The sequence below is a fragment of the Stutzerimonas sp. CXK-1 genome, assembly GCF_057738225.1.
Genome location: NZ_CM173217.1, coordinates 2,135,811 through 2,154,290 on the forward strand (window position 1 = coordinate 2,135,811; position 18,480 = coordinate 2,154,290).

Here is an 18,480-nt window from a genome sequence, read left to right on the forward strand (position 1 = left end):
CTTCCCAACCACGCGTCGCCTTGATCTACCTTCATTCTAGAAGGGAGTTGGCAGCGGAAATCTGTCAGTTTCTTACAGCGCGAGCCGCTCTAGCGGCGCTCCTGGCGGAGCCAGAGCCCCTTGCCCGCCAAGGCCTCGCGATCATGCGGGCGATCCAGATCCAGCCATGGCCCCTTCGGCACGAGCCCGTTGCCGTTGATCTGCCGATGGCTACCGTAGTAATGCCCTTTGATGTGCTGGAAATCGACCGTCGCGGCGATCCCGGGCCACTGGTATACCTCGCGCAGCCAGCTGGACAGGGCCGGGTAATCTTCGATGCGTCGCCAGTTGCACTTGAAGTGACCGAAGTAGACGGCATCGAAGCGGATCAGTGAGGTGAACAGGCGAATATCGGCCTCGGTCAGGTATTGGCCCGCCAGGTAACGTTGCCGGGCGAGACGCCGTTCCAGCCAGTCCAACTCTTGGAAAAGTGCGTCGAAGGCCTCTTCGTAGGCATCCTCGGTGGTGGCGAAGCCTGCGCGATAGACGCCGTTGTTCACCGCCGCATAGACGCGCGCGTTGAGCGCGTCGATTTCGCCCCGCAGCGGCTCCGGATAGAGATCGACCTGCGAGCCGGTCAGATGATCGAAGGCGCTGTTGAAGATACGCAGAATCTCGGCCGACTCGTTGTTGACGATGCAGCGGCGCTCGCGATCCCAGAGTACCGGTACCGTGACCCGCCCGCTGTAGCGTGGGTCATCGAGCAGATAGCGCTGATAGAGGTATTCGAGGCCGTCCAGCCGGTCGCCGGTCGAACCGCTGGCAGGCTCGAAGGTCCAGCCGTTTTCCAGCATCAGCCAGCCCACCACCGAGACGTCGATCAGCCCCTGCAGCGATTTCAGTTCACGTGCGATCAGCGTCCGGTGCGCCCAGGGACAGGCCAGCGATACGTAGAGATGGTAGCGCCCGGGCTCGGCCTTGAAACCGCCACGCCCATCGTCGCCCGGCCTGCCCTCGGGCGTCACCCAGCTTCGCCGTTTCGCCTGCTCCCGCTCGAAGCGCCCGTCTCGGCTCTCGTACCAGCGGTCGTGCCAGCGCCCGTCGATCAGTAATCCCATGCTGCCTCCCGTCGTTTGTCTTCGGAAAACAGTCTAGGGGCGATGGTTCAGCCGATCGGCCGGATTCGCGGAAGCCTATGATCGATCAGATCGATCGGTCACGCTGTTGCCAGTACGCTCGCGCCTGTTCGAAGGCCTCGTCGCGGCTGGCACCGAGCCCGCGAAGCGCCAGTGCCATGGTGGCCGTCGTGGCGAGCTCGCCATAGGCATCAGGCTCGCCGCGCCACACCGCCAGCAGGTGCGCCGGATCGAGTTCGGCCGGCTTGACGTGACGCTGCGCGGAAAGCGCCGGCCATGGTTCGTCCCAGGCTTCGCCATTGGCCGTTCCGTAGAGCACCGCAGCGCTGTCCGGGTTGATCTCCACCTCGCCGCCCTCGCCCTTGACCACGATGGCGGTGTCGCCGAGCAGTCGACTGGCTTGGCGATGGATCTCCTGATAGCCAGGGTGAAAGATGCTCTGCAGCCCGCATCGCGCCTCGAGCGGGTTGAGGATGCGCGCCAGCGAATGGATCGGCGAACGCAAGCCGAGCACGTTGCGCAGATCGATCATGCGCTGCAGGACGGGCATCCAGGCCCCAAGCGGGATGAAAGCGAGGCTGTCCCGATCGAGCGTCTCCTGTACCTGCGTCCAGTTCTCGCAGCGACCGATTCCCAGCAGATCGAGCAGCTGCTCGGTGTACAGTCGCCCGGCGGTATGCGTGCCACCGCCATGCAACAGGATGCGCACGCCATTGCCTGCCAGACAGCGCGCCGCCAACAGATACCACGGCAGATGGCGCTTCTTGCCGGCATAGCTTGGCCAATCCAGATCGACGCGGACGGCCGGGCTCGGCAGGCGTGCCCTTACCGCCTCGGTGAAACCCGCAAGCTCTTCGGCGCTTTCTTCCTTGTGCCTGAGCAACATCAGAAAGGCGCCGAGCTGGACATCTTCCACCTCGCCGTCGAGCAACATGCCCATGGCCACACGGGCTTCGTCGCGCGTCAAGCCACGCGCACCGCGTTTGCCCTTGCCCAGGATGCGTACGAATTCGGCGAAGGGATGTTCTACAGGAGAGGTCATAGGCAATTGGTCGGCTTCGGCAGGCCCGCGAGCTTCGCGGCCAGTTTGGCGGGAGTGCCCTTGAACAGGCGGTTCAGATGCAGGCTGTTGCCCTTCTGCGGCCCGAGTTCGGTGGCCACGTACTTGACCAGCGGGCGGTTCGCGGGTGAAAGCTGATAGCGGTCGTAGAAGCGCCGCAACAAATGCAGGATTTCCCAGTGGGCCTCCTCCAGCGCGAGGCCTTCACGCTCGGCGAGCGCCTCTGCGACGGCCTCGTTCCAGTCGCTCAAGTCGACCAGGTAGCCATCGGCGTCCAGCGCAATGGCGCGGCCCTGTACGCTCAAGTCACTCATAACCAGCTATTGACCCGGTCATAGCGACCGCAGAGTTCAACGAACTCAGGGTAGTCGACCAACTGAACACGCATGGCGAGCGGTATCGCGCCGCGCGCCGCATGGTCTTCGGCCAGGGCGAAGACATGAATGCTCGGGTCGAGGCCGACCAGCGCCTCTTGGGGCGCACTGCCCGGCTGCAGGGCATAAACCGCGTCGCCACTGAGCAGCACGGCATCGGAGCGCTCCAGCAGGCGAAGGCAGCTGGCGAAGCGGCCATCATCGAAGGGTGAGTGGGACAGCAGGTGCAGATTGGCCATCAGAGCGTAATCACATGGTCGAAACGGTTGAGAAGCGCGCGCAGCTCGTCTTCGCCGAGCACGTCCACGGGCAGCGCCAGCGACCCGGCGTCGAGGCCACGTTCGTCAAGGCTGCGGGCGCAGGCATAGAGGGTATCGACGCCGAACATCGGCAGGGCCTGAAGGTTGGCCGAGAGGTTCTTCTGCTCGATGGCGGCCGGTTGCTGTGCCGCGGCGAGTTGGAACACGCCGTCGTCGAGAAACAGCAAGCCCAGCGGCAGCTCGAAGGCGCCGCCTGCGAGCGCGATGTCCAGCGCCTCGCGCGCCGATGGGCCGTTCCAGGGGCCCTGCCGGCTGATGATCAACATCGAACGCGTCATCAATTGCCTCCAAAGCAGACCAGACGGTCGGCCTCTTGCGCGGCCTCATGGAGCTGGCCGAGGCCGGACAGCGTCCATCCCGCGCTCAGGTTCGCAGCCGGACGCCGGTAGCGTGCGGCCTCCTGCTCATCCAGCACACCGCGGCGCAAGCCGGCCGCAATGCAGACCACCCCGTCGAGCTGATTGTCCGTGACGAAACGGCTCCAGGCCGCCGCCACGTCGAGCTCGTCCTGGGCGAACACGACGTTGGCCGATGCGCTATGCACGCCGTCCTGGTAGAAGAACAGCCGCACGATTTCATGCCCGCCTGCCAGCGTCGCCTCGGCAAACCGCAGGGCACGGCGCGCGGCCGGCGAATGAGGCGGGGAAAACAGTGCGATTGCGAATTTCATGACGCATCCATCGTTATGCAGGGCTGCAATGATACGCCAGGCACACAAATGAAAAAGCCCGCCGAAGCGGGCTGATTCGATAGCACGAACCGTCAGTCGTCGCCCGCAATGCCCAGCAGCTGCAGCAGGCTGATGAACAGGTTGTAGAGCGAAACGAACAGGCCAATCGTGGCCATGATGTAGTTGCGCTCGCCACCGTGGATGATGGCGCTGGTCTGGAACAGGATGCAGGCCGAGGAAAACAGCACGAAGCCGGCGCTGATGGCAAGTTGCAGACCGCTGATCTGGAAGAAGAAGCCAACCAGCATCGCTCCCAGCAGCACGAAGAAGCCTGCGGTGATGAAGCCGCTCAGGAAGCTCATGTCCTTGCGCGTTATCAGCACGTAGGCCGACAGCCCGAAGAACACCAAGGCAGTCATGGATAGCGCGGACGTCACCAGCTCGCCACCGTTGGCCAGTCCGAGATACAGGTTGAGGACCGGGCCCAGCGTATAGCCCATAAAACCGGTCAAGGCGAAGGTACTGACCAGCCCCCAGGCCGAGTTGCGTAGCTTCACGGTGAGAAAGAACAAGCCATAGAAGCCGATCAGCACCACGAAGATGTTGGGATACGCGGCATTGGCCTGCATGGCCAGATAGGCAACCAGGCCGCTGAAAGCCAGGGTCATGGCCAGCAGGCCGTAGGTGTTACGCAGCACTTTGCTGACTTCGCGCTGCTCCACTTCTGCGTGGCTAAGCGCGTATTCGTGTTCTCGCATGGCGACGCTCCTGACGATGATCGAAGAGAATTTGCCCGGACTATAACAGAGGCGAGGCAGAACTCTGCGCTCAGAGTTTGACAGTCTGTTTCGATCCGGTACTATGGCGCCCGCTTCATGCGGAGGTGTGGCCGAGTGGTTGAAGGCAGCGGTCTTGAAAACCGCCGAAGGGGAAACTCTTCCGTGAGTTCGAATCTCACCGCCTCCGCCATCTGCATAGCAAAAGCCCCGGTTCTACCGGGGCTTTTGTATTTCCGAGCTACCGCTATTCAGTCTGCGCAGCGCCCTCGAACCAGGCGAGCTTTTCGCGCAACTGGACGACTTCCCCCACGATCAGCAGCGTCGGAGCCTGCACCTGTTCGGTGGCCACCCGTCCGGGCAAATCGGCCAGCGTTGCGGCGAAAACGCGTTGATTGCGCGTGGTGCCCTGCTGCACCAGTGCCGCCGGTGTCGAGGCGGCGCGGCCGTGTGCGATGAGCTGCTCGCAAATCACCGGCAGTCCGACCAGCCCCATATAGAAAACCAGCGTCTGCGCCGGCGCGGCCAGCTCCGCCCAGGGCAGGTCGCAGCTACCGTCCTTCAGGTGACCGGTGACGAAGCGTACCGATTGCGCATGATCCCGATGGGTCAATGGAATGCCGGCGTATGCGGCGCAACCACTGGCTGCGGTGATTCCCGGCACCACTTGGAATGGCACCCCATTGGCTGCGAGTTCTTCGATTTCTTCACCGCCACGCCCGAAGATGAACGGATCCCCCCCTTTGAGCCGCAACACGCGCTTGCCCTGTTTCGCCAGAGCGACCAGTTGCTGGTTGATCTGCTCCTGAGGCAGCGCGTGATTGGCCCGCTGCTTGCCCACGTAGATCCGGTCGGCATCGCGCCGGCACAGTTCGAGGATGGCCGGGGCAACCAGGCGGTCATACAACACGACATCGGCCTGCTGCATCAGGCGCAAGGCACGGAACGTCAACAGATCCGGATCACCGGGCCCAGCACCGACGAGATAAACCTCACCCAGCAGCTGTTCCCTGGCGCCCGCGAGCTTTTCCTCCAGCAACTGCTCGGCTTGCGCCTGTCGCCCGCTCAGCGCCTGTTCAGCGATCGGCCCCTGAAACACTTCTTCCCAGAAGATGCGGCGCTGCTGGACGTTGGCGAAGCGCGCCTTGACCCTCGCCCGATAGCGCCGCGCCAGGCCCGCGAGCTGGCCGTAGGCAGCAGGTATCCACGTCTCGATGCGGGCACGCATCAACCGCGCCAGTACGGGCGCGTCGCCGCCGCTGGATACCGCGATCATCAGCGGCGAGCGGTCGACGATGGCCGGAAAGATCACACTGCACAGTTCCGGCGCATCCACCACGTTCACGGGGATCCCGATCGTACGGGCATCGGCGGATACCTGTGCATTGGTAGGCTCGCTATCGGTAGCGGCAATCGCTAGCACGCAGCCGTGCAGATCATCGACCGTGTAGTTACGCGCCCGGCTTTCACCGCCGCTGTCTGCGACAAGCGCAACCAGCGATTGATCGATGCTCGGCGCTACCACGCGCAGGCAGGCGCCTGCATCGGCCAGCAGTCGCGCCTTGCGCAAGGCGACCTCGCCGCCGCCGACGACGAGCACCAGCCGGCCCTTTAGATCGTGAAACAGCGGAAGGTAATCCATGAGCGAATCCTGGCAGTTGGGGTATCCATCACAGCGGCTGCCGCTGCGCGTGCCCTTGTCGAGCATCAAGTAAGCGCGCGGCGGCTGCCGTGCGATGAGGCCTGGCCCTCCGGACTACCACATTCAGTGGCCGGCCTCGGCACGCTCGCCCGGGCCCGGTCAACCGATCGTCTCGAGACCGCCCATATAGGGCTTGAGCACGTCCGGCACGCGGATCGCGCCGTCGGCCTGCTGGTAGTTCTCCAGCACCGCGACCAGTGTACGGCCCACCGCCAGGCCCGAACCGTTGAGCGTATGGACGAGCTCGGGCTTGCCGCTCTCCGGGTTGCGATAGCGCGCCTGCATGCGACGCGCCTGGAAGTCACCACAGTTCGAACACGAGGAAATCTCGCGGTACTTGTCCTGGCTCGGCACCCAGACTTCCAGGTCGTAGGTCTTGGTCGCACCAAAGCCCATGTCGCCGGTGCACAGCGCGAGCACGCGATAAGGCAACTCCAGCAACTGCAGTACACGCTCGGCGTGGCCGGTCAGTTCTTCCAACGCCTCGAAGGACTTCGCCGGCTCGACGATCTGAACCATCTCGACCTTGTCGAACTGGTGCTGACGAATCATGCCCCGGGTGTCGCGACCGGATGCACCGGCCTCGCTGCGGAAGCATGGCGTATGCGCCGTGAGCTTGAGCGGCAGCTGCTTGGCATCGAGGATCTCGCCCGCGACGATGTTGGTCAGCGACACCTCGGCTGTGGGGATGAGGTAGAAATCCGCTTCGCCCTCGCGGCTGATCTTGAACAGGTCTTCCTCGAACTTCGGCAGCTGGCCGGTGCCCTGCAACGCCGGAGCCTGAACGAGGTAAGGCGTGTAGGTTTCCTCATAGCCGTGCTCACGGGTATGCAGATCGAGCATGAACTGCGCCAGCGCACGGTGCAGCCGGGCGATAGGCCCGCGCATCAGCGCAAAACGTGCACCGGACAGTTTGGCGGCCGTTTCGAAATCGAGCCAGCCGTGCTGTTCGCCGAGCGCGACATGGTCGCGTACCTGGAAATCGAACGTCGGCGGCGTACCCCAGCGACGCACCTCGACATTGCCCTCCTCGTCGTCTCCGACCGGCACGGATTCATGCGGCAGGTTCGGAATGCTCAGCATCAGCTGGTCCAGCTCGCTCTGGATACGGTCAAGCTCCTGCTTGCCGGAATCAAGCTCGGTACCCATGCGATCCACGTCGGCGAGCAAGGGGGCGATGTCCTCGCCGCGCTGCTTGGCCTGCCCGATGGACTTGGAGCGCGCATTGCGCTCGGCCTGCAACTGTTCGGTACGGGTTTGCACCACCTTGCGCTGGGCTTCGAGCGCCTCGATGCGCTCGACGTCCAACTTGTAGCCTCGGGTCGCCAAGCGCTGCGCGACTTCGCGCAGCTGGGTGCGTACCAGTTTGGAATCAAGCATGGTTGGTCTCGTCTGACTGAAAGGGTTGCAAAGGGGTTGCGCAGTTTACTGGCGATCGCACGTCATTCATAACCTGGCGAGCGCCAGGCCGGCCCATGCCGCCAGCAATCCGCCGACGACGCTGCCACTCGTATACAACAGCGCGGTCAGCACCTGGCCGCTTTCCAGGAGCCGCAAACTATCCAGCGAAAAACTGGAAAAGGTCGTCAGCGAACCGAGAAAGCCGATGATCAGCGCCCCGCGCAGCTCCGGCGATACCTCTGGGCGCGTCAGAAAATGCGCGTAGAGGAAGCCGATGATCAGGCAGCCAGCCAGATTGACGGTCAGGGTGGCAAAGTAGAAATGCCGCGGCCATTGGTTGGACACCCATAGCGATATGCCGAAACGCATCAGCGTGCCGACGATTCCACCCAGCGCGACGGCCAGCAGCATGCGCATCAACGCTTCCTCCGCTGGATCGGGCTGGCACTGTCCAGCTGTGCCAGGTGCTCGAGCTTGTCGCGAATCTTGCTCTCCAGGCCGCGCGGCACTGGGTGGTAATAGCGGCGCGGCTCCAGCGCTTCCGGAAAATAGTCTTCGCCAGCGGCGTAGGCATCAGGCTCATCGTGGGCATAGCGGTACTCCATGCCATAGCCGAGCTCTTTCATCAGTCGAGTCGGGGCGTTGCGCAGGTGCAGCGGCACTTCCTGCGAACCGTGCTCTGCCGCATCGCGCATCGCTGCCTTGAAGGCCGTGTAGACGGCATTGCTCTTCGGCGCACAGGCCAGGTAGACGATCGCTTGCGCGACCGCCAACTCACCCTCGGGGCTGCCAAGGCGCTCCTGCACATCCCAGGCATCGAGGCACAGCGCCAGCGCTCTGGGGTCGGCATTGCCGATTTCCTCGCTGGCCATTCGCACCACGCGGCGGGCTATGTAAAGCGGGTCGCACCCGCCATCGAGCATTCGCGCGAACCAGTACAGGGCTGCGTCCGGGTTGGAACCGCGCACGGACTTGTGCAATGCCGAAATCTGGTCGTAGAAGGCTTCGCCACCCTTATCGAAACGACGTCGACTATCACCCAGCAAGTTCTGCAGCAGCTCCGGTTCGATGCTGCCACCAGGCTCGGCGAGGTCCGAAGCGTTTTCCAACAGGTTTAGCAGACGCCGACCATCGCCATCGGCCGCCGCGAGCAGGATCTGGAAGCTGGCTTCCGGCAGTTGCAAACGCAGCTCCCCAAGCCCCTTGGATTCGCTCAGCGCGCGTGCGACCAGATTGCGCAATGCGCTTTCATCAAGACTCTTGAGGACATACACGCGCGCTCGGGACAGCAGTGCATTGTTCAACTCGAACGACGGGTTTTCCGTAGTCGCGCCGATGAAGATCAGCGTGCCGTCCTCGACGTAGGGCAGGAAAGCATCCTGCTGGGACTTGTTGAAGCGATGGACTTCATCGACGAACAGGATGGTCCGCCGTCCATACTGGGCCGCCTGCTGCTTGGCGATCTCGACCGCCTGGCGAATCTCCTTTACGCCGGCAAGCACCGCCGAGACCGTCTCGAAGTGCGCATCCGACACCTTGGCCAGGAGCCGTGCCAGGGTGGTCTTACCGACCCCGGGAGGCCCCCAGAAGATCATCGAATGCAACGCGCCCTGTTCCAGCGCTTCGCGCAGTGGTCGGCCGCGGGCAAGCAGATGCGCCTGCCCGACGTACTCGTCCAGGCTTGCCGGACGCAGGCGAGCCGCCAGCGGTTGGGCAACGGGCTCCCGACTGAACAGGTCCATTCAGTGCTTTACCTTGATCGCCTGGCCGTCGCGTGGCCGACCATTACTCGGAGATGACATCTGCCCCCTCAGGGATCTCGAACTGGAACAGCCCCGACTTCAACGGCTCGTTCATCTTCACGCCCATGAACAGGATGTTGGTCCGCTGACCGACGCTGTCGATCAGTTGCATGTCGTTGATGACGCCGCCGCGAAAGGACAGCCGCAGGCTGTCGAACAGGGTGTCGCGCGCCTTGGGCCGAAGCGTGAAATCGATGACGTCGCCCACTTCCTTGTGTGAGACCTCGAAGTTTTCGCTGATCGTCGAAACGTCACCCGACAGCAACAACGCCGGGGTATGCGTCAGCCGCTGGTCCAGCTGCTGGATGGTGACCTGCTGCAGATCAGGATCGTAGAGCCAGACCTTTTCGCCATTGGAAACCAGCAGCTGCTCCATCGGCTCATCGGTATGCCAGCGGAACTGCCCCGGGCGCTTTAGCGCAAGCTCCCCCGAGGTTTCCTGCAGCTGGGTGCCGCTGGCATCGAGCGACAGCTGAGAGAATCGTCCGGTCAGCGTGTCGGCCTGGCTGAGCAGGCTTGTCAGGCGCTTGGTAGAGGCGTTCTCGTCGGCCTGCACGGGGGCCAGCACGAGCAACAGGGCGAACAGGGAAAACAGGCGAATCAGCTGCATGAAAAGCCTCGCTACGACTCAGTCGCGAATGGGCGGTGGCGCGATGACTTCGCGCGAACCATTGGTGTTCATCGAGGTGACGACGCCGGCTATTTCCATGGCTTCGATCATACGCGCGGCACGGTTGTAGCCGATCTTCAGCTTGCGCTGCACCGCGGAAATGGAAGCTCGTCGGCTCTCGGTAACGAAGCGTACCGCTTCGTCGTACAGCGGATCCTCTTCGCTGCCCTCGCCGCCTTCGCCACCGCTGCCACCGGCGTCGAAGCCGCTGCCGGAATCCTCGACACCCGCAAGGATGTCTTCGATGTAGTCCGGGGCGCCACGCGCCTTCCAGGCCTCGACCACGCGATGGACTTCATCATCGGAGACGAAAGCGCCGTGTACGCGGATCGGCAGGCCGGTTCCCGGCGGGAGATAGAGCATGTCCCCATGGCCGAGCAATTGTTCGGCGCCACCTTGATCGAGGATCGTGCGCGAATCGATCTTGCTGGACACCTGGAACGCCATGCGGGTTGGAATGTTTGCCTTGATCAGGCCGGTAATCACATCCACCGACGGCCGCTGCGTCGCGAGAATCAAGTGAATGCCGGCGGCCCTGGCCTTCTGCGCGATCCGCGCGATGAGCTCTTCGACCTTTTTGCCGACGATCATCATCATGTCGGCGAACTCGTCGACGACCACCACGATGGTAGGCAACGCTTTCAGGTACGGCGGTTCGTCATCCATCGACTCGCGCTTGTAGAGCGGGTCGTGCAGCGGGGCACCCGCCTCCTCGGCCTCCTTGACCTTGCGGTTGAAGCCCGCAAGGTTGCGCACCCCCATCGCAGCCATCAGCTTGTAGCGCCGCTCCATCTCCGCGACGCTCCAGCGCAAGGCATTGGCAGCCTCTTTCATGTCGGTGACAACAGGGCACAGCAGGTGTGGAATGCCTTCGTAGATGGAGAGCTCGAGCATCTTGGGATCGATCATGATCATCCGCGCCTCTTCTGGCGTGGATTTGAACAGGATCGACAGGATCATCGCGTTGACACCGACCGACTTACCCGAACCCGTGGTGCCGGCGACCAGCAGGTGCGGCATCTTGGCCAGATCGGCAATCACCGGCTTGCCACCGATATCGTGCCCGAGGGCGAGCGTCACCGGCGATTTCGCATCGTCGTACTGAGTCGACGACAGCACCTCGGAGAAGCGCACGATCTGGCGATCCTCGTTGGGGATCTCGATACCGACGGTGGTCTTGCCCGGTATCACTTCGACCACTCGCACGCTGATCACCGCCAGCGAGCGAGCCAGGTCCTTGGCCAGATTGGAGATGCGACTGACCTTTACCCCCGGAGCAGGCTGGATCTCGAAACGCGTGATCACCGGGCCGGGATGGACCGACTCGACGGTCACCTCGACGCCAAATTCCTTGAGCTTGATTTCGAGCAGGCGCGACATCGCTTCGAGCGACTCGGGCGAGTACTGCTTCTGCTGCTTTTCGGCGACGTCGAGCAGTGAAATGGGGGGCAGACTCCCCTCGATCAGCGGGTCGACAAACAGCGTCGCCTGCTTTTCCTTCATGACCCGCTTGCTCGGCTCGGGTGCCTTCGGCGCAACCGGTGCCTCGATGACCGGCGCCGGGCGCTTCTCACGCTCGCTCATGTGACGAACAAGCGATTCTTCGCGCTCCAGCAGACGTTCCTTGACCTTCGCCTGCTCCTTCCGGTCGCGCACCACAGGCGCCGCGACCTCATTGACCAGCTCGTCGACCTGGCGCAGTTGAGCCACCAGCTGCTTGCGCTCGCTGCGTGCCGACCACCACCGGCTGAAGCCGCTCTGGATCAACTCCAGCAGATCGAGCGTGATCTTGCCGGTCAGGTCCATCACCTTGAACCAGGACAGATCGGTGAACACTGTCAGCCCGAAGAGAAACAGCGCAAGCAGCCCCAGCGTGCTGCCTTGCACATTGAGCGAGTTGACCGCGAGCTGGCCCAGGCTCTCGCCAAGTGCGCCGCCCGCCGAAGCCGGCAGGACCTCGGCGGCATTGAAATGGATGTAGGCCAAGGCCGAACCCGACAAGACCAGGAACACCAGGCCGATCAGGCGCCACGAGAATAGCCAACCGTTCCAACGCCAGGCTTGATGACGTGCGCGGAAAACCTGCCAGGTCTTGATCGCCAGCAACAAGGGAAACAGGTAGGCGAAATAACCGAGCGCCATGAACAGCACGTCGGCGAACCAGGCACCAGCACGCCCGGCAGCGTTCTGTACCTGCTGGACATTACTGGTATGCGTCCACCCGGGGTCGGAGGGCTCGTAGGTGAGCAGCGCCATCCACAGGTATGCGCACAGCACACCCAGGGCAATCAAGGCGCCTTCCTTGAGGCGGTAATGGAGTTGCTGTCGCCACGACGAGACCGTCGCAGAGGGAGAGGAGTTCTTCAAAACGCTTCTTTTCCTGCGCTTTCAGCGCGCTCGATGAACCGGTAACAGCCGTAAGCCGGGCATTGTACGGGTTTGTCGGCCTGATCGCATGTCGGTTCCGCTGCCCGGGCAATTCGCCTCGACTTCGGTGTAGCATAAACGCCACTTTTCACCGCGCGGCTCGACTGGAGCACGCTTTTCTATTTGGCAACAAAGGCTTATGAGGGCTTTTTATGAGTGAAGTCAAGCATTCGCGTCTGATCATCCTTGGCTCCGGCCCGGCCGGTTATACCGCCGCGGTGTATGCTGCACGCGCCAACCTCAAGCCGCTCGTGATCACCGGAATCCAGCCTGGCGGCCAGTTGACCACTACAACCGAAGTCGACAACTGGCCCGGCGACGTCGAAGGTCTTACCGGCCCCGCGCTGATGGAGCGCATGCAAAAGCACGCCGAGCGCTTCGATACCCAGATCCTCTTCGATCACATCCATACCGCAGAACTGCAGCAGCGCCCCTTCACACTCAAGGGTGACAGCGGCACCTACACCTGCGACGCCCTGATCATCGCAACCGGCGCATCGGCACAGTATCTGGGGCTGCCGTCGGAAGAGGCGTTCGCGGGCCGCGGGGTTTCAGCGTGCGCCACCTGTGACGGCTTCTTCTATCGCAACCAGGTGGTGGCTGTCGTGGGCGGAGGCAACACTGCGGTCGAGGAAGCGCTCTACCTGTCAAACATCGCCAAGGAAGTGCACCTGATCCATCGCCGCGACAAGCTGCGCTCGGAAAAAATCCTGCAAGACAAGATCATGGAAAAGGCTGCCAACGGCAACATCCGCCTGCATTGGAACCATACGCTCGAAGAGGTGCTGGGCGACGACAGCGGCGTGACCGGCGTGCGCTTAAAGCACACCCTGACTGGCGAAGAGGCACGCCTGGACCTGGCAGGCGTGTTCATCGCCATCGGCCACAAGCCCAACACCGATCTCTTTGCTGGCCAGCTGGCGATGCGAGACGGCTACCTCTCCATCAAAGGCGGCAGTGAGGGTGACGCCACCGCCACCAGCATCGCAGGCGTTTTTGCAGCCGGCGACGTTGCCGATCACGTCTATCGCCAGGCCATCACCTCGGCCGGTGCCGGCTGCATGGCTGCGCTGGATGCAGAGAAGTTTCTCGACAACTGACGCGAAGGCGGGCCTGGCCCGCCTCCCCTCCTGACGGCACGGCCTATGCTGACCTGGCTGCAACGCGATGATCTCGGCTTTCCTCCGCTTGAACAGGCGCTACGTGAGCCGAACGGGCTGCTGGCAGCCGGCGGCGATCTGAGCGCCGAGCGCCTGGTCGCGGCCTACCGGCACGGCTGCTTCCCCTGGTACCAGGAGGGTCAGCCCATACTCTGGTGGTCTCCCGATCCACGGACCGTGTTGTTCCCGGGCGAACTACACGTATCGCGAAGCCTGCGCAAGCGCATCCGCCAAGGCGAGCTGCGGGTTACCTTCGACCAGGCGTTCGCCGAGGTCATCCAAGGCTGCGCCGAGCCCCGCAGCTATGCCGAAGGAACCTGGATCACGCCTGCTATGCAGCACGCGTATATCCGCCTGCATGAGCGGGGTATTGCGCACTCAGTAGAGGTGTGGCGACAGGGTGTCCTGGTAGGCGGCTTATACGGTCTGGCAATGGGGCGCCTATTCTTTGGCGAGTCGATGTTCAGCCGGGAGACGGACGCCTCCAAGGTTGGTTTCGTGCAACTGGTGGAACGACTGCGCGACTGGGGATTCGAAATGATTGACTGCCAGATGCATACGCACCATCTAGCCAGTTTCGGCGCCCGCCCGATTCCTCGCAGCGAGTTCAAACGGCTGCTCGCTCAGCATCTGCAACGACCTGGCGAAACGAATTGGCGTGCGTAGTCGAGCAAGGCAAGCTGACCTACACTGAACGCAAGTTTCGTGAGAGTTGACCATGACTTCACTGGCCCGCCTCAAGTTCTACGCAACCCAGCCCCATCCGTGCAGCTATCTGCCCGACGAACAGGCCACGACGCTGTTTCTCGACCCCAGCCAGCCGATGGATGTGCAGGTATATGCCGAGCTTTCCGAGATGGGCTTTCGTCGCAGCGGAGACCACCTCTATCGACCTCACTGCCAACGATGCTCTGCCTGCATTCCTGCCCGCATTCCCGCCAACGCGCTGTTACCCAGCCGCCAGCAAAAACGCATTATCAAACGTAACGCCGACTTGAAAGTCCAAGCGGTGCGCGCGGGCTTCACCGAGGAGTACTACTCGCTGTACGCGACCTACATCGAGAAGCGGCACGCTGATGGCGACATGTATCCACCGAGCCGCGAGCAGTTCAACACCTTCCTCGTGCGCGACCTGCCATTCAGTCGGTTTTACGAATTTCGACTCGACGGCCGGCTACTGGCGGTGGCAGTCACCGATGTGCTGCCGAACGGCCTTTCGGCGGTCTACACCTTCTACGACCCCAACGAAGAGCGCCGAAGCCTCGGGCGCTACGCCATTCTCTGGCAGGTCGCCGAAGCGGCGCGACTGGGACTGAAGGCCGTTTACCTGGGCTATTGGATCAAGAACTGCCGCAAGATGAATTACAAGACCGAGTACCGCCCCATCGAACTGCTGGTCAGCCAGCGCTGGATAACACTGAGCTGACGGCTTGGCGCATCAGGGGAATTCAGGCACAATACTTGCCGTTTTTGCCGACGTATCAGTCGGCGTTCATTGATATCGAGGGCTTTGCTGAATGTCGAAAGAAGACAGCTTCGAAATGGAAGGTACTGTCGTCGACACCCTGCCCAACACCATGTTCCGCGTGGAGTTGGAGAACGGGCACGTCGTTACTGCGCATATTTCCGGCAAGATGCGCAAGAACTACATCCGCATTCTTACTGGTGACAAGGTTCGTGTAGAACTCACCCCTTACGACCTGAGCAAGGGGCGCATCACCTACCGCGCACGCTAATCGAGCGCGAGAAAAACGCCCGGTTCAAACCGGGCATTTTTGTTTTGGGGCCGGTGAAGGCGACGTTGCGCCGCCCTCCTCCACTACACCAGCTCAGCGGTCGTCTCGAACTCGAAGAAGAGTTCGTCGTCCCGTATATCGACCCGCACGACCCCACCATGATCGGCCAGCTCGCCAAACAAAATCTCTTCGGCCAGCGGGCGCTTGATCTTGTCCTGGATCAGACGCGCCATCGGCCGGGCACCCATTCTGGCATCGTAACCATGTTCGGCCAGCCAACCCCTTGCTGCATCCGACACCTCGAGCGTGACGTGCTTGTCCTCCAGCTGCGCCTGGAGCTCGATAAGGAACTTGTCCACGATGCTCTTGATGACTTCGTGGCTGAGTCGGCCGAACTGAATGATCGTGTCAAGCCGGTTGCGGAACTCCGGCGTGAAGCTCTTCTTGATCACCTCCATTGCATCAGAGGCATGATCTTGCAGCGTGAAGCCGATGGACGCTCGCGCAGCCGTCTCCGCCCCGGCATTGGTCGTCATGATGATGATTACGTTGCGGAAGTCAGCCTTGCGGCCGTTGTTGTCAGTTAGCGTGCCGTGGTCCATGACCTGCAGGAGCAGGTTGAATACCTCCGGGTGCGCCTTCTCTATCTCGTCAAGCAACAGTACGCAATGAGGCTGCTTGGTGATCGCCTCGGTGAGCAAGCCACCCTGGTCGAAGCCGACATAGCCAGGCGGCGCGCCGATCAAGCGCGACACCGTGTGTCGCTCCATGTATTCGGACATGTCAAAGCGGATCAGTTCGACTCCCAAGGCTCGAGCGAGCTGCCGTGCGGCCTCGGTCTTGCCCACCCCGGTGGGCCCGGCAAAGAGGAACGAGCCGACCGGTTTGTCTGGCGCCTTAAGGCCCGCGCGCGAAAGCTTGATCGCGGTCGCCAGCGAATCGATCGCATCGTCCTGGCCGAATACCGTGAGCTTTAGATCACGCTCGAGATTGCGCAGCAGCTCCTTGTCGGAGCTCGAAACATGCTTCGGCGGGATGCGGGCGATCTTCGCCACGATGTCCTCGATCTGCTCGACGCCAATGCGCTTGACCCGAGCCTCTTCCGGCTGCAGCCGCTGAAACGCACCCGCCTCGTCGACCACATCGATTGCCTTGTCCGGCATGTGACGGTCGTTGATATAGCGTGACGCCAGCTCGGCAGCCGCGCGCAGCGCCTCATCGCTGTACTCGATGTTGTGGTGCTGCTCGAAACGGCCCTTCAGCCCTCGAAGGATGCCGACCGTGTCCTCAACCGAAGGCTCGGATACGTCGACCTTCTGAAAACGGCGAGCCAGTGCGCGATCTTTTTCGAAGATTCCGCGGAACTCCTGGAAGGTGGTCGAACCGATGCAGCGAATCTCACCTGAGGACAAGAGCGGCTTGAGCAGGTTGGAGGCGTCCATGACACCACCGGATGCTGCCCCCGCACCAATGATCGTGTGGATCTCGTCGATGAACAGGATCGCCTGCGGACGCTTGCGCAACTCCCCGAGCAGTGCCTTGAAGCGCTTCTCGAAATCCCCGCGGTACTTGGTTCCCGCCAGCAAGGCACCGAGATCCAACGAATAGACGACGCTGTCGCGCAGCAGATCAGGTACCTGCCCATCCACGATCCGCTTGGCCAAGCCCTCAGCGATGGCGGTCTTGCCCACACCGGCTTCGCCCACCAGCAGCGGGTTGTTCTTGCGCCGACGCGCCAGGATCTGCGCGACACGCTCAACCTCGTGTTCGCGGCCGACCAAGGGATCGATACGACCCTGGCGAGCTTGCTCGTTCAAATTGCTGGCATAGGCATCGAGCGGATTCTTACCGGCAGCGGTATCTCCGCTCTCGTCATCCTGCATCTCCGACTCGGAATCGGGGCTGGCGCCACTTCCCGGGACCTTGGAGATACCGTGCGCAATGTAATTGACGACATCGATACGCGCGACGTTCTGCTGCTTGAGCAAGAACACCGCCTGGCTTTCCTGCTCGCTGAAGATGGCAACCAGCACGTTGGCGCCAGTTACCTCCCGTTTGCCAGAGCTCTGTACGTGAAACACCGCACGCTGAAGAACGCGCTGAAAACCCAGCGTCGGCTGCGTTTCGCGCTCTTCATCGTGCTGGGGAATCAACGGCGTGGTGGAGTCGATGAACTCCTGTAGATCGTGTCTCAACTTATCAAGGCTAGCGCCACAAGCCCGCAGTACGGTGGCGGCCGCTTCATTGTCCAGCAGGGCCAACAGGAGGTGCTCAACCGTCATGAATTCATGGCGCTTGGCACGTGCCTCTTTGAAAGCCAGATTCAGGGTGACTTCGAGTTCACGGTTCAACATAGCTTCACCTCTTACCCCAGCAGTCGGAGTTAACCGTCCTTCTCGATCTCACAAAGCAGCGGGTGCTGGCATTCCCTTGCATATTGATTGACTTGCATCGCTTTGGTTTCAGCCACGTCACGGGTATAGACCCCGCATACAGCGTGACCCTCGGTATGCACTGCCAACATGATCTTGGTGGCCAGTTCGCGGTTGTGGTTGAAGATCGACTGCAACACCTCGACTACGAAGTCCATCGGTGTGTAGTCATCATTGAACATGACAACTTTATACATCGAGGGTGCCTTCAGCGCCGGCTTGGCCTCTTCAACGGCCAGTCCGGAACCCTTGTGATGCTGGTCATCCTCGGGCGCCCGATCCTGGTTGAATGTTAGTCGAATATGAGCAAATGCACGCATGAGTACGTTCTGAGAATCGGCACTAGGCCGAATGGATGAAAGCTTCGCAGCCGGCAGACGAGCTGCCTTGACTAACCGAAAAACAGTGATACAAACAGTCTATGCCTGCTACGGGTATACGAGCGCAACATTGGCAGCACGCCCATCGAGCGCGGAATGAAACGGATGTTACTCCGGTGACGGACTCCTTTGCAGAGGGACAACAGCATGCTAAGCGGTAAGGTCAAGTGGTTCAACAACGCCAAGGGCTATGGATTCATCGTAGCAGACGGCGGCGATGAGGACCTGTTCGCCCATTATTCAGCGATCCAGATGGAAGGCTATCGGACACTGAAAGCCGGGCAAGCAGTCATGTTCAACATTCTGCAAGGGCCCAAGGGGCTGCACGCCGTTGAGATCAGGCCGCAGGCGACGGTGGAGGCTTCCGCCACTACCCAGACCCAGGTTGCCGAGAAAGGAAACATCAAGGCTCCCGCTTAGTGCCTACCACACCCGCGAAAGGCTGCATGAGCTGC

At 61.9% G+C, this 18,480-nt stretch carries 20 protein-coding genes and 1 tRNA gene; 6 read left to right on the plus strand and 15 right to left on the minus strand.

Annotated features, from left to right (window positions below; translation table 11 throughout):
• Window positions 1-89 precede the first annotated feature (89 nt).
• The 7 genes from AC0KXH_RS09955 to AC0KXH_RS09985 form a co-directional block, all read right to left on the minus strand.
• Complete coding sequence (locus AC0KXH_RS09955; RefSeq protein WP_061339475.1) at window positions 90-1,097, minus strand: glutathione S-transferase family protein; 1,008 nt, start codon at window positions 1,095-1,097, stop codon at window positions 90-92.
• Between the two features lie 85 nt (window positions 1,098-1,182).
• Entirely contained in the window at window positions 1,183-2,157 is a 975-nt protein-coding gene (locus AC0KXH_RS09960; RefSeq protein WP_376749993.1) for a glycosyl transferase family protein, read from the minus strand.
• Entirely contained in the window at window positions 2,154-2,489 is a 336-nt protein-coding gene (locus AC0KXH_RS09965) for a TusE/DsrC/DsvC family sulfur relay protein (RefSeq protein WP_043220293.1), read from the minus strand. Before AC0KXH_RS09965 ends, AC0KXH_RS09960 begins: the two co-directional genes overlap by 4 nt.
• Window positions 2,486-2,788 (minus strand): sulfurtransferase complex subunit TusB, encoded by a 303-nt coding sequence (tusB, locus tag AC0KXH_RS09970; protein WP_488223334.1) that lies wholly within the window; start codon window positions 2,786-2,788, stop codon window positions 2,486-2,488. The genes AC0KXH_RS09965 and tusB overlap by 4 nt, the downstream gene beginning before the upstream one ends.
• Window positions 2,788-3,147, minus strand: a complete 360-nt coding sequence (gene tusC, locus AC0KXH_RS09975) for a sulfurtransferase complex subunit TusC (RefSeq protein WP_312380135.1) — start codon at window positions 3,145-3,147, stop codon at window positions 2,788-2,790. The genes tusB and tusC overlap by 1 nt, the downstream gene beginning before the upstream one ends.
• Window positions 3,147-3,539 carry a sulfurtransferase complex subunit TusD gene (gene tusD / locus AC0KXH_RS09980; RefSeq protein WP_043220298.1) on the minus strand — a complete coding sequence of 131 codons (393 nt, stop codon included), beginning with the start codon at window positions 3,537-3,539 and terminating at the stop codon, window positions 3,147-3,149. The genes tusC and tusD overlap by 1 nt, the downstream gene beginning before the upstream one ends.
• Before the next feature lie 92 nt (window positions 3,540-3,631).
• Entirely contained in the window at window positions 3,632-4,297 is a 666-nt protein-coding gene (locus tag AC0KXH_RS09985; RefSeq protein ID WP_041105554.1) for a Bax inhibitor-1/YccA family protein, read from the minus strand.
• A 121-nt stretch (window positions 4,298-4,418) separates the two neighbouring features.
• On the opposite strand from AC0KXH_RS09985, the gene AC0KXH_RS09990 reads away from it, so the two are divergent.
• A tRNA-Ser gene (locus tag AC0KXH_RS09990) sits at window positions 4,419-4,508 on the plus strand.
• A gap of 54 nt (window positions 4,509-4,562) precedes the next feature.
• Here AC0KXH_RS09990 and cysG read toward each other — a convergent pair.
• The 6 genes from cysG to ftsK all read right to left on the minus strand — a co-directional run bounded on the left by cysG (window position 4,563) and on the right by ftsK (window position 12,257).
• Complete coding sequence (gene cysG, locus AC0KXH_RS09995; RefSeq protein WP_061339473.1) at window positions 4,563-5,957, minus strand: siroheme synthase CysG; 1,395 nt, start codon at window positions 5,955-5,957, stop codon at window positions 4,563-4,565.
• 159 nt (window positions 5,958-6,116) lie between these two features.
• Window positions 6,117-7,397, minus strand: coding sequence for a serine--tRNA ligase (gene serS / locus AC0KXH_RS10000; protein ID WP_061339472.1), 1,281 nt, complete (start codon window positions 7,395-7,397; stop codon window positions 6,117-6,119).
• Window positions 7,398-7,463: 66 nt separating this feature from the next.
• On the minus strand, window positions 7,464-7,838 hold the full coding sequence (gene crcB / locus AC0KXH_RS10005) for a fluoride efflux transporter CrcB (protein ID WP_041105557.1): 375 nt from the start codon (window positions 7,836-7,838) through the stop codon (window positions 7,464-7,466).
• Entirely contained in the window at window positions 7,835-9,160 is a 1,326-nt protein-coding gene (locus AC0KXH_RS10010; protein WP_165563367.1) for a replication-associated recombination protein A, read from the minus strand. The genes crcB and AC0KXH_RS10010 overlap by 4 nt, the downstream gene beginning before the upstream one ends.
• A gap of 43 nt (window positions 9,161-9,203) precedes the next feature.
• On the minus strand, window positions 9,204-9,830 hold the full coding sequence (lolA, locus tag AC0KXH_RS10015) for an outer membrane lipoprotein periplasmic chaperone LolA (RefSeq protein ID WP_041105559.1): 627 nt from the start codon (window positions 9,828-9,830) through the stop codon (window positions 9,204-9,206).
• Window positions 9,831-9,848: 18 nt separating this feature from the next.
• A complete protein-coding gene (gene ftsK, locus AC0KXH_RS10020) occupies window positions 9,849-12,257 on the minus strand; it encodes a DNA translocase FtsK (RefSeq protein ID WP_074519851.1) in 2,409 nt (802 codons plus the stop codon).
• Between the two features lie 212 nt (window positions 12,258-12,469).
• Between ftsK and trxB the strand changes: the two genes are divergently transcribed.
• The 4 genes from trxB to infA all read left to right on the plus strand — a co-directional run bounded on the left by trxB (window position 12,470) and on the right by infA (window position 15,213).
• Complete coding sequence (gene trxB / locus AC0KXH_RS10025) at window positions 12,470-13,417, plus strand: thioredoxin-disulfide reductase (RefSeq protein WP_041105561.1); 948 nt, start codon at window positions 12,470-12,472, stop codon at window positions 13,415-13,417.
• 45 nt (window positions 13,418-13,462) lie between these two features.
• Window positions 13,463-14,143: a leucyl/phenylalanyl-tRNA--protein transferase gene (gene aat / locus AC0KXH_RS10030; RefSeq protein WP_043220311.1), complete on the plus strand. Its 681-nt coding sequence runs from the start codon at window positions 13,463-13,465 to the stop codon at window positions 14,141-14,143.
• 52 nt (window positions 14,144-14,195) lie between these two features.
• Window positions 14,196-14,903, plus strand: coding sequence for an arginyltransferase (locus AC0KXH_RS10035; RefSeq protein ID WP_041105563.1), 708 nt, complete (start codon window positions 14,196-14,198; stop codon window positions 14,901-14,903).
• A gap of 91 nt (window positions 14,904-14,994) precedes the next feature.
• A complete protein-coding gene (infA, locus tag AC0KXH_RS10040) occupies window positions 14,995-15,213 on the plus strand; it encodes a translation initiation factor IF-1 (protein ID WP_002553999.1) in 219 nt (72 codons plus the stop codon).
• A gap of 83 nt (window positions 15,214-15,296) precedes the next feature.
• Here infA and clpA read toward each other — a convergent pair whose 3' ends face one another.
• Both clpA and clpS read right to left on the minus strand, forming a co-directional pair.
• Complete coding sequence (gene clpA / locus AC0KXH_RS10045; RefSeq protein WP_043220314.1) at window positions 15,297-17,567, minus strand: ATP-dependent Clp protease ATP-binding subunit ClpA; 2,271 nt, start codon at window positions 17,565-17,567, stop codon at window positions 15,297-15,299.
• 29 nt (window positions 17,568-17,596) lie between these two features.
• On the minus strand, window positions 17,597-17,965 hold the full coding sequence (clpS, locus tag AC0KXH_RS10050) for an ATP-dependent Clp protease adapter ClpS (RefSeq protein ID WP_488223335.1): 369 nt from the start codon (window positions 17,963-17,965) through the stop codon (window positions 17,597-17,599).
• A 207-nt stretch (window positions 17,966-18,172) separates the two neighbouring features.
• On the opposite strand from clpS, the gene cspD reads away from it, so the two are divergent.
• The gene (gene cspD, locus AC0KXH_RS10055; RefSeq protein WP_041105857.1) at window positions 18,173-18,445 is read left to right on the plus strand and encodes a cold shock domain-containing protein CspD; all 273 of its coding nucleotides are present in this window, start codon (window positions 18,173-18,175) and stop codon (window positions 18,443-18,445) included.
• Window positions 18,446-18,480 lie beyond the last annotated feature (35 nt).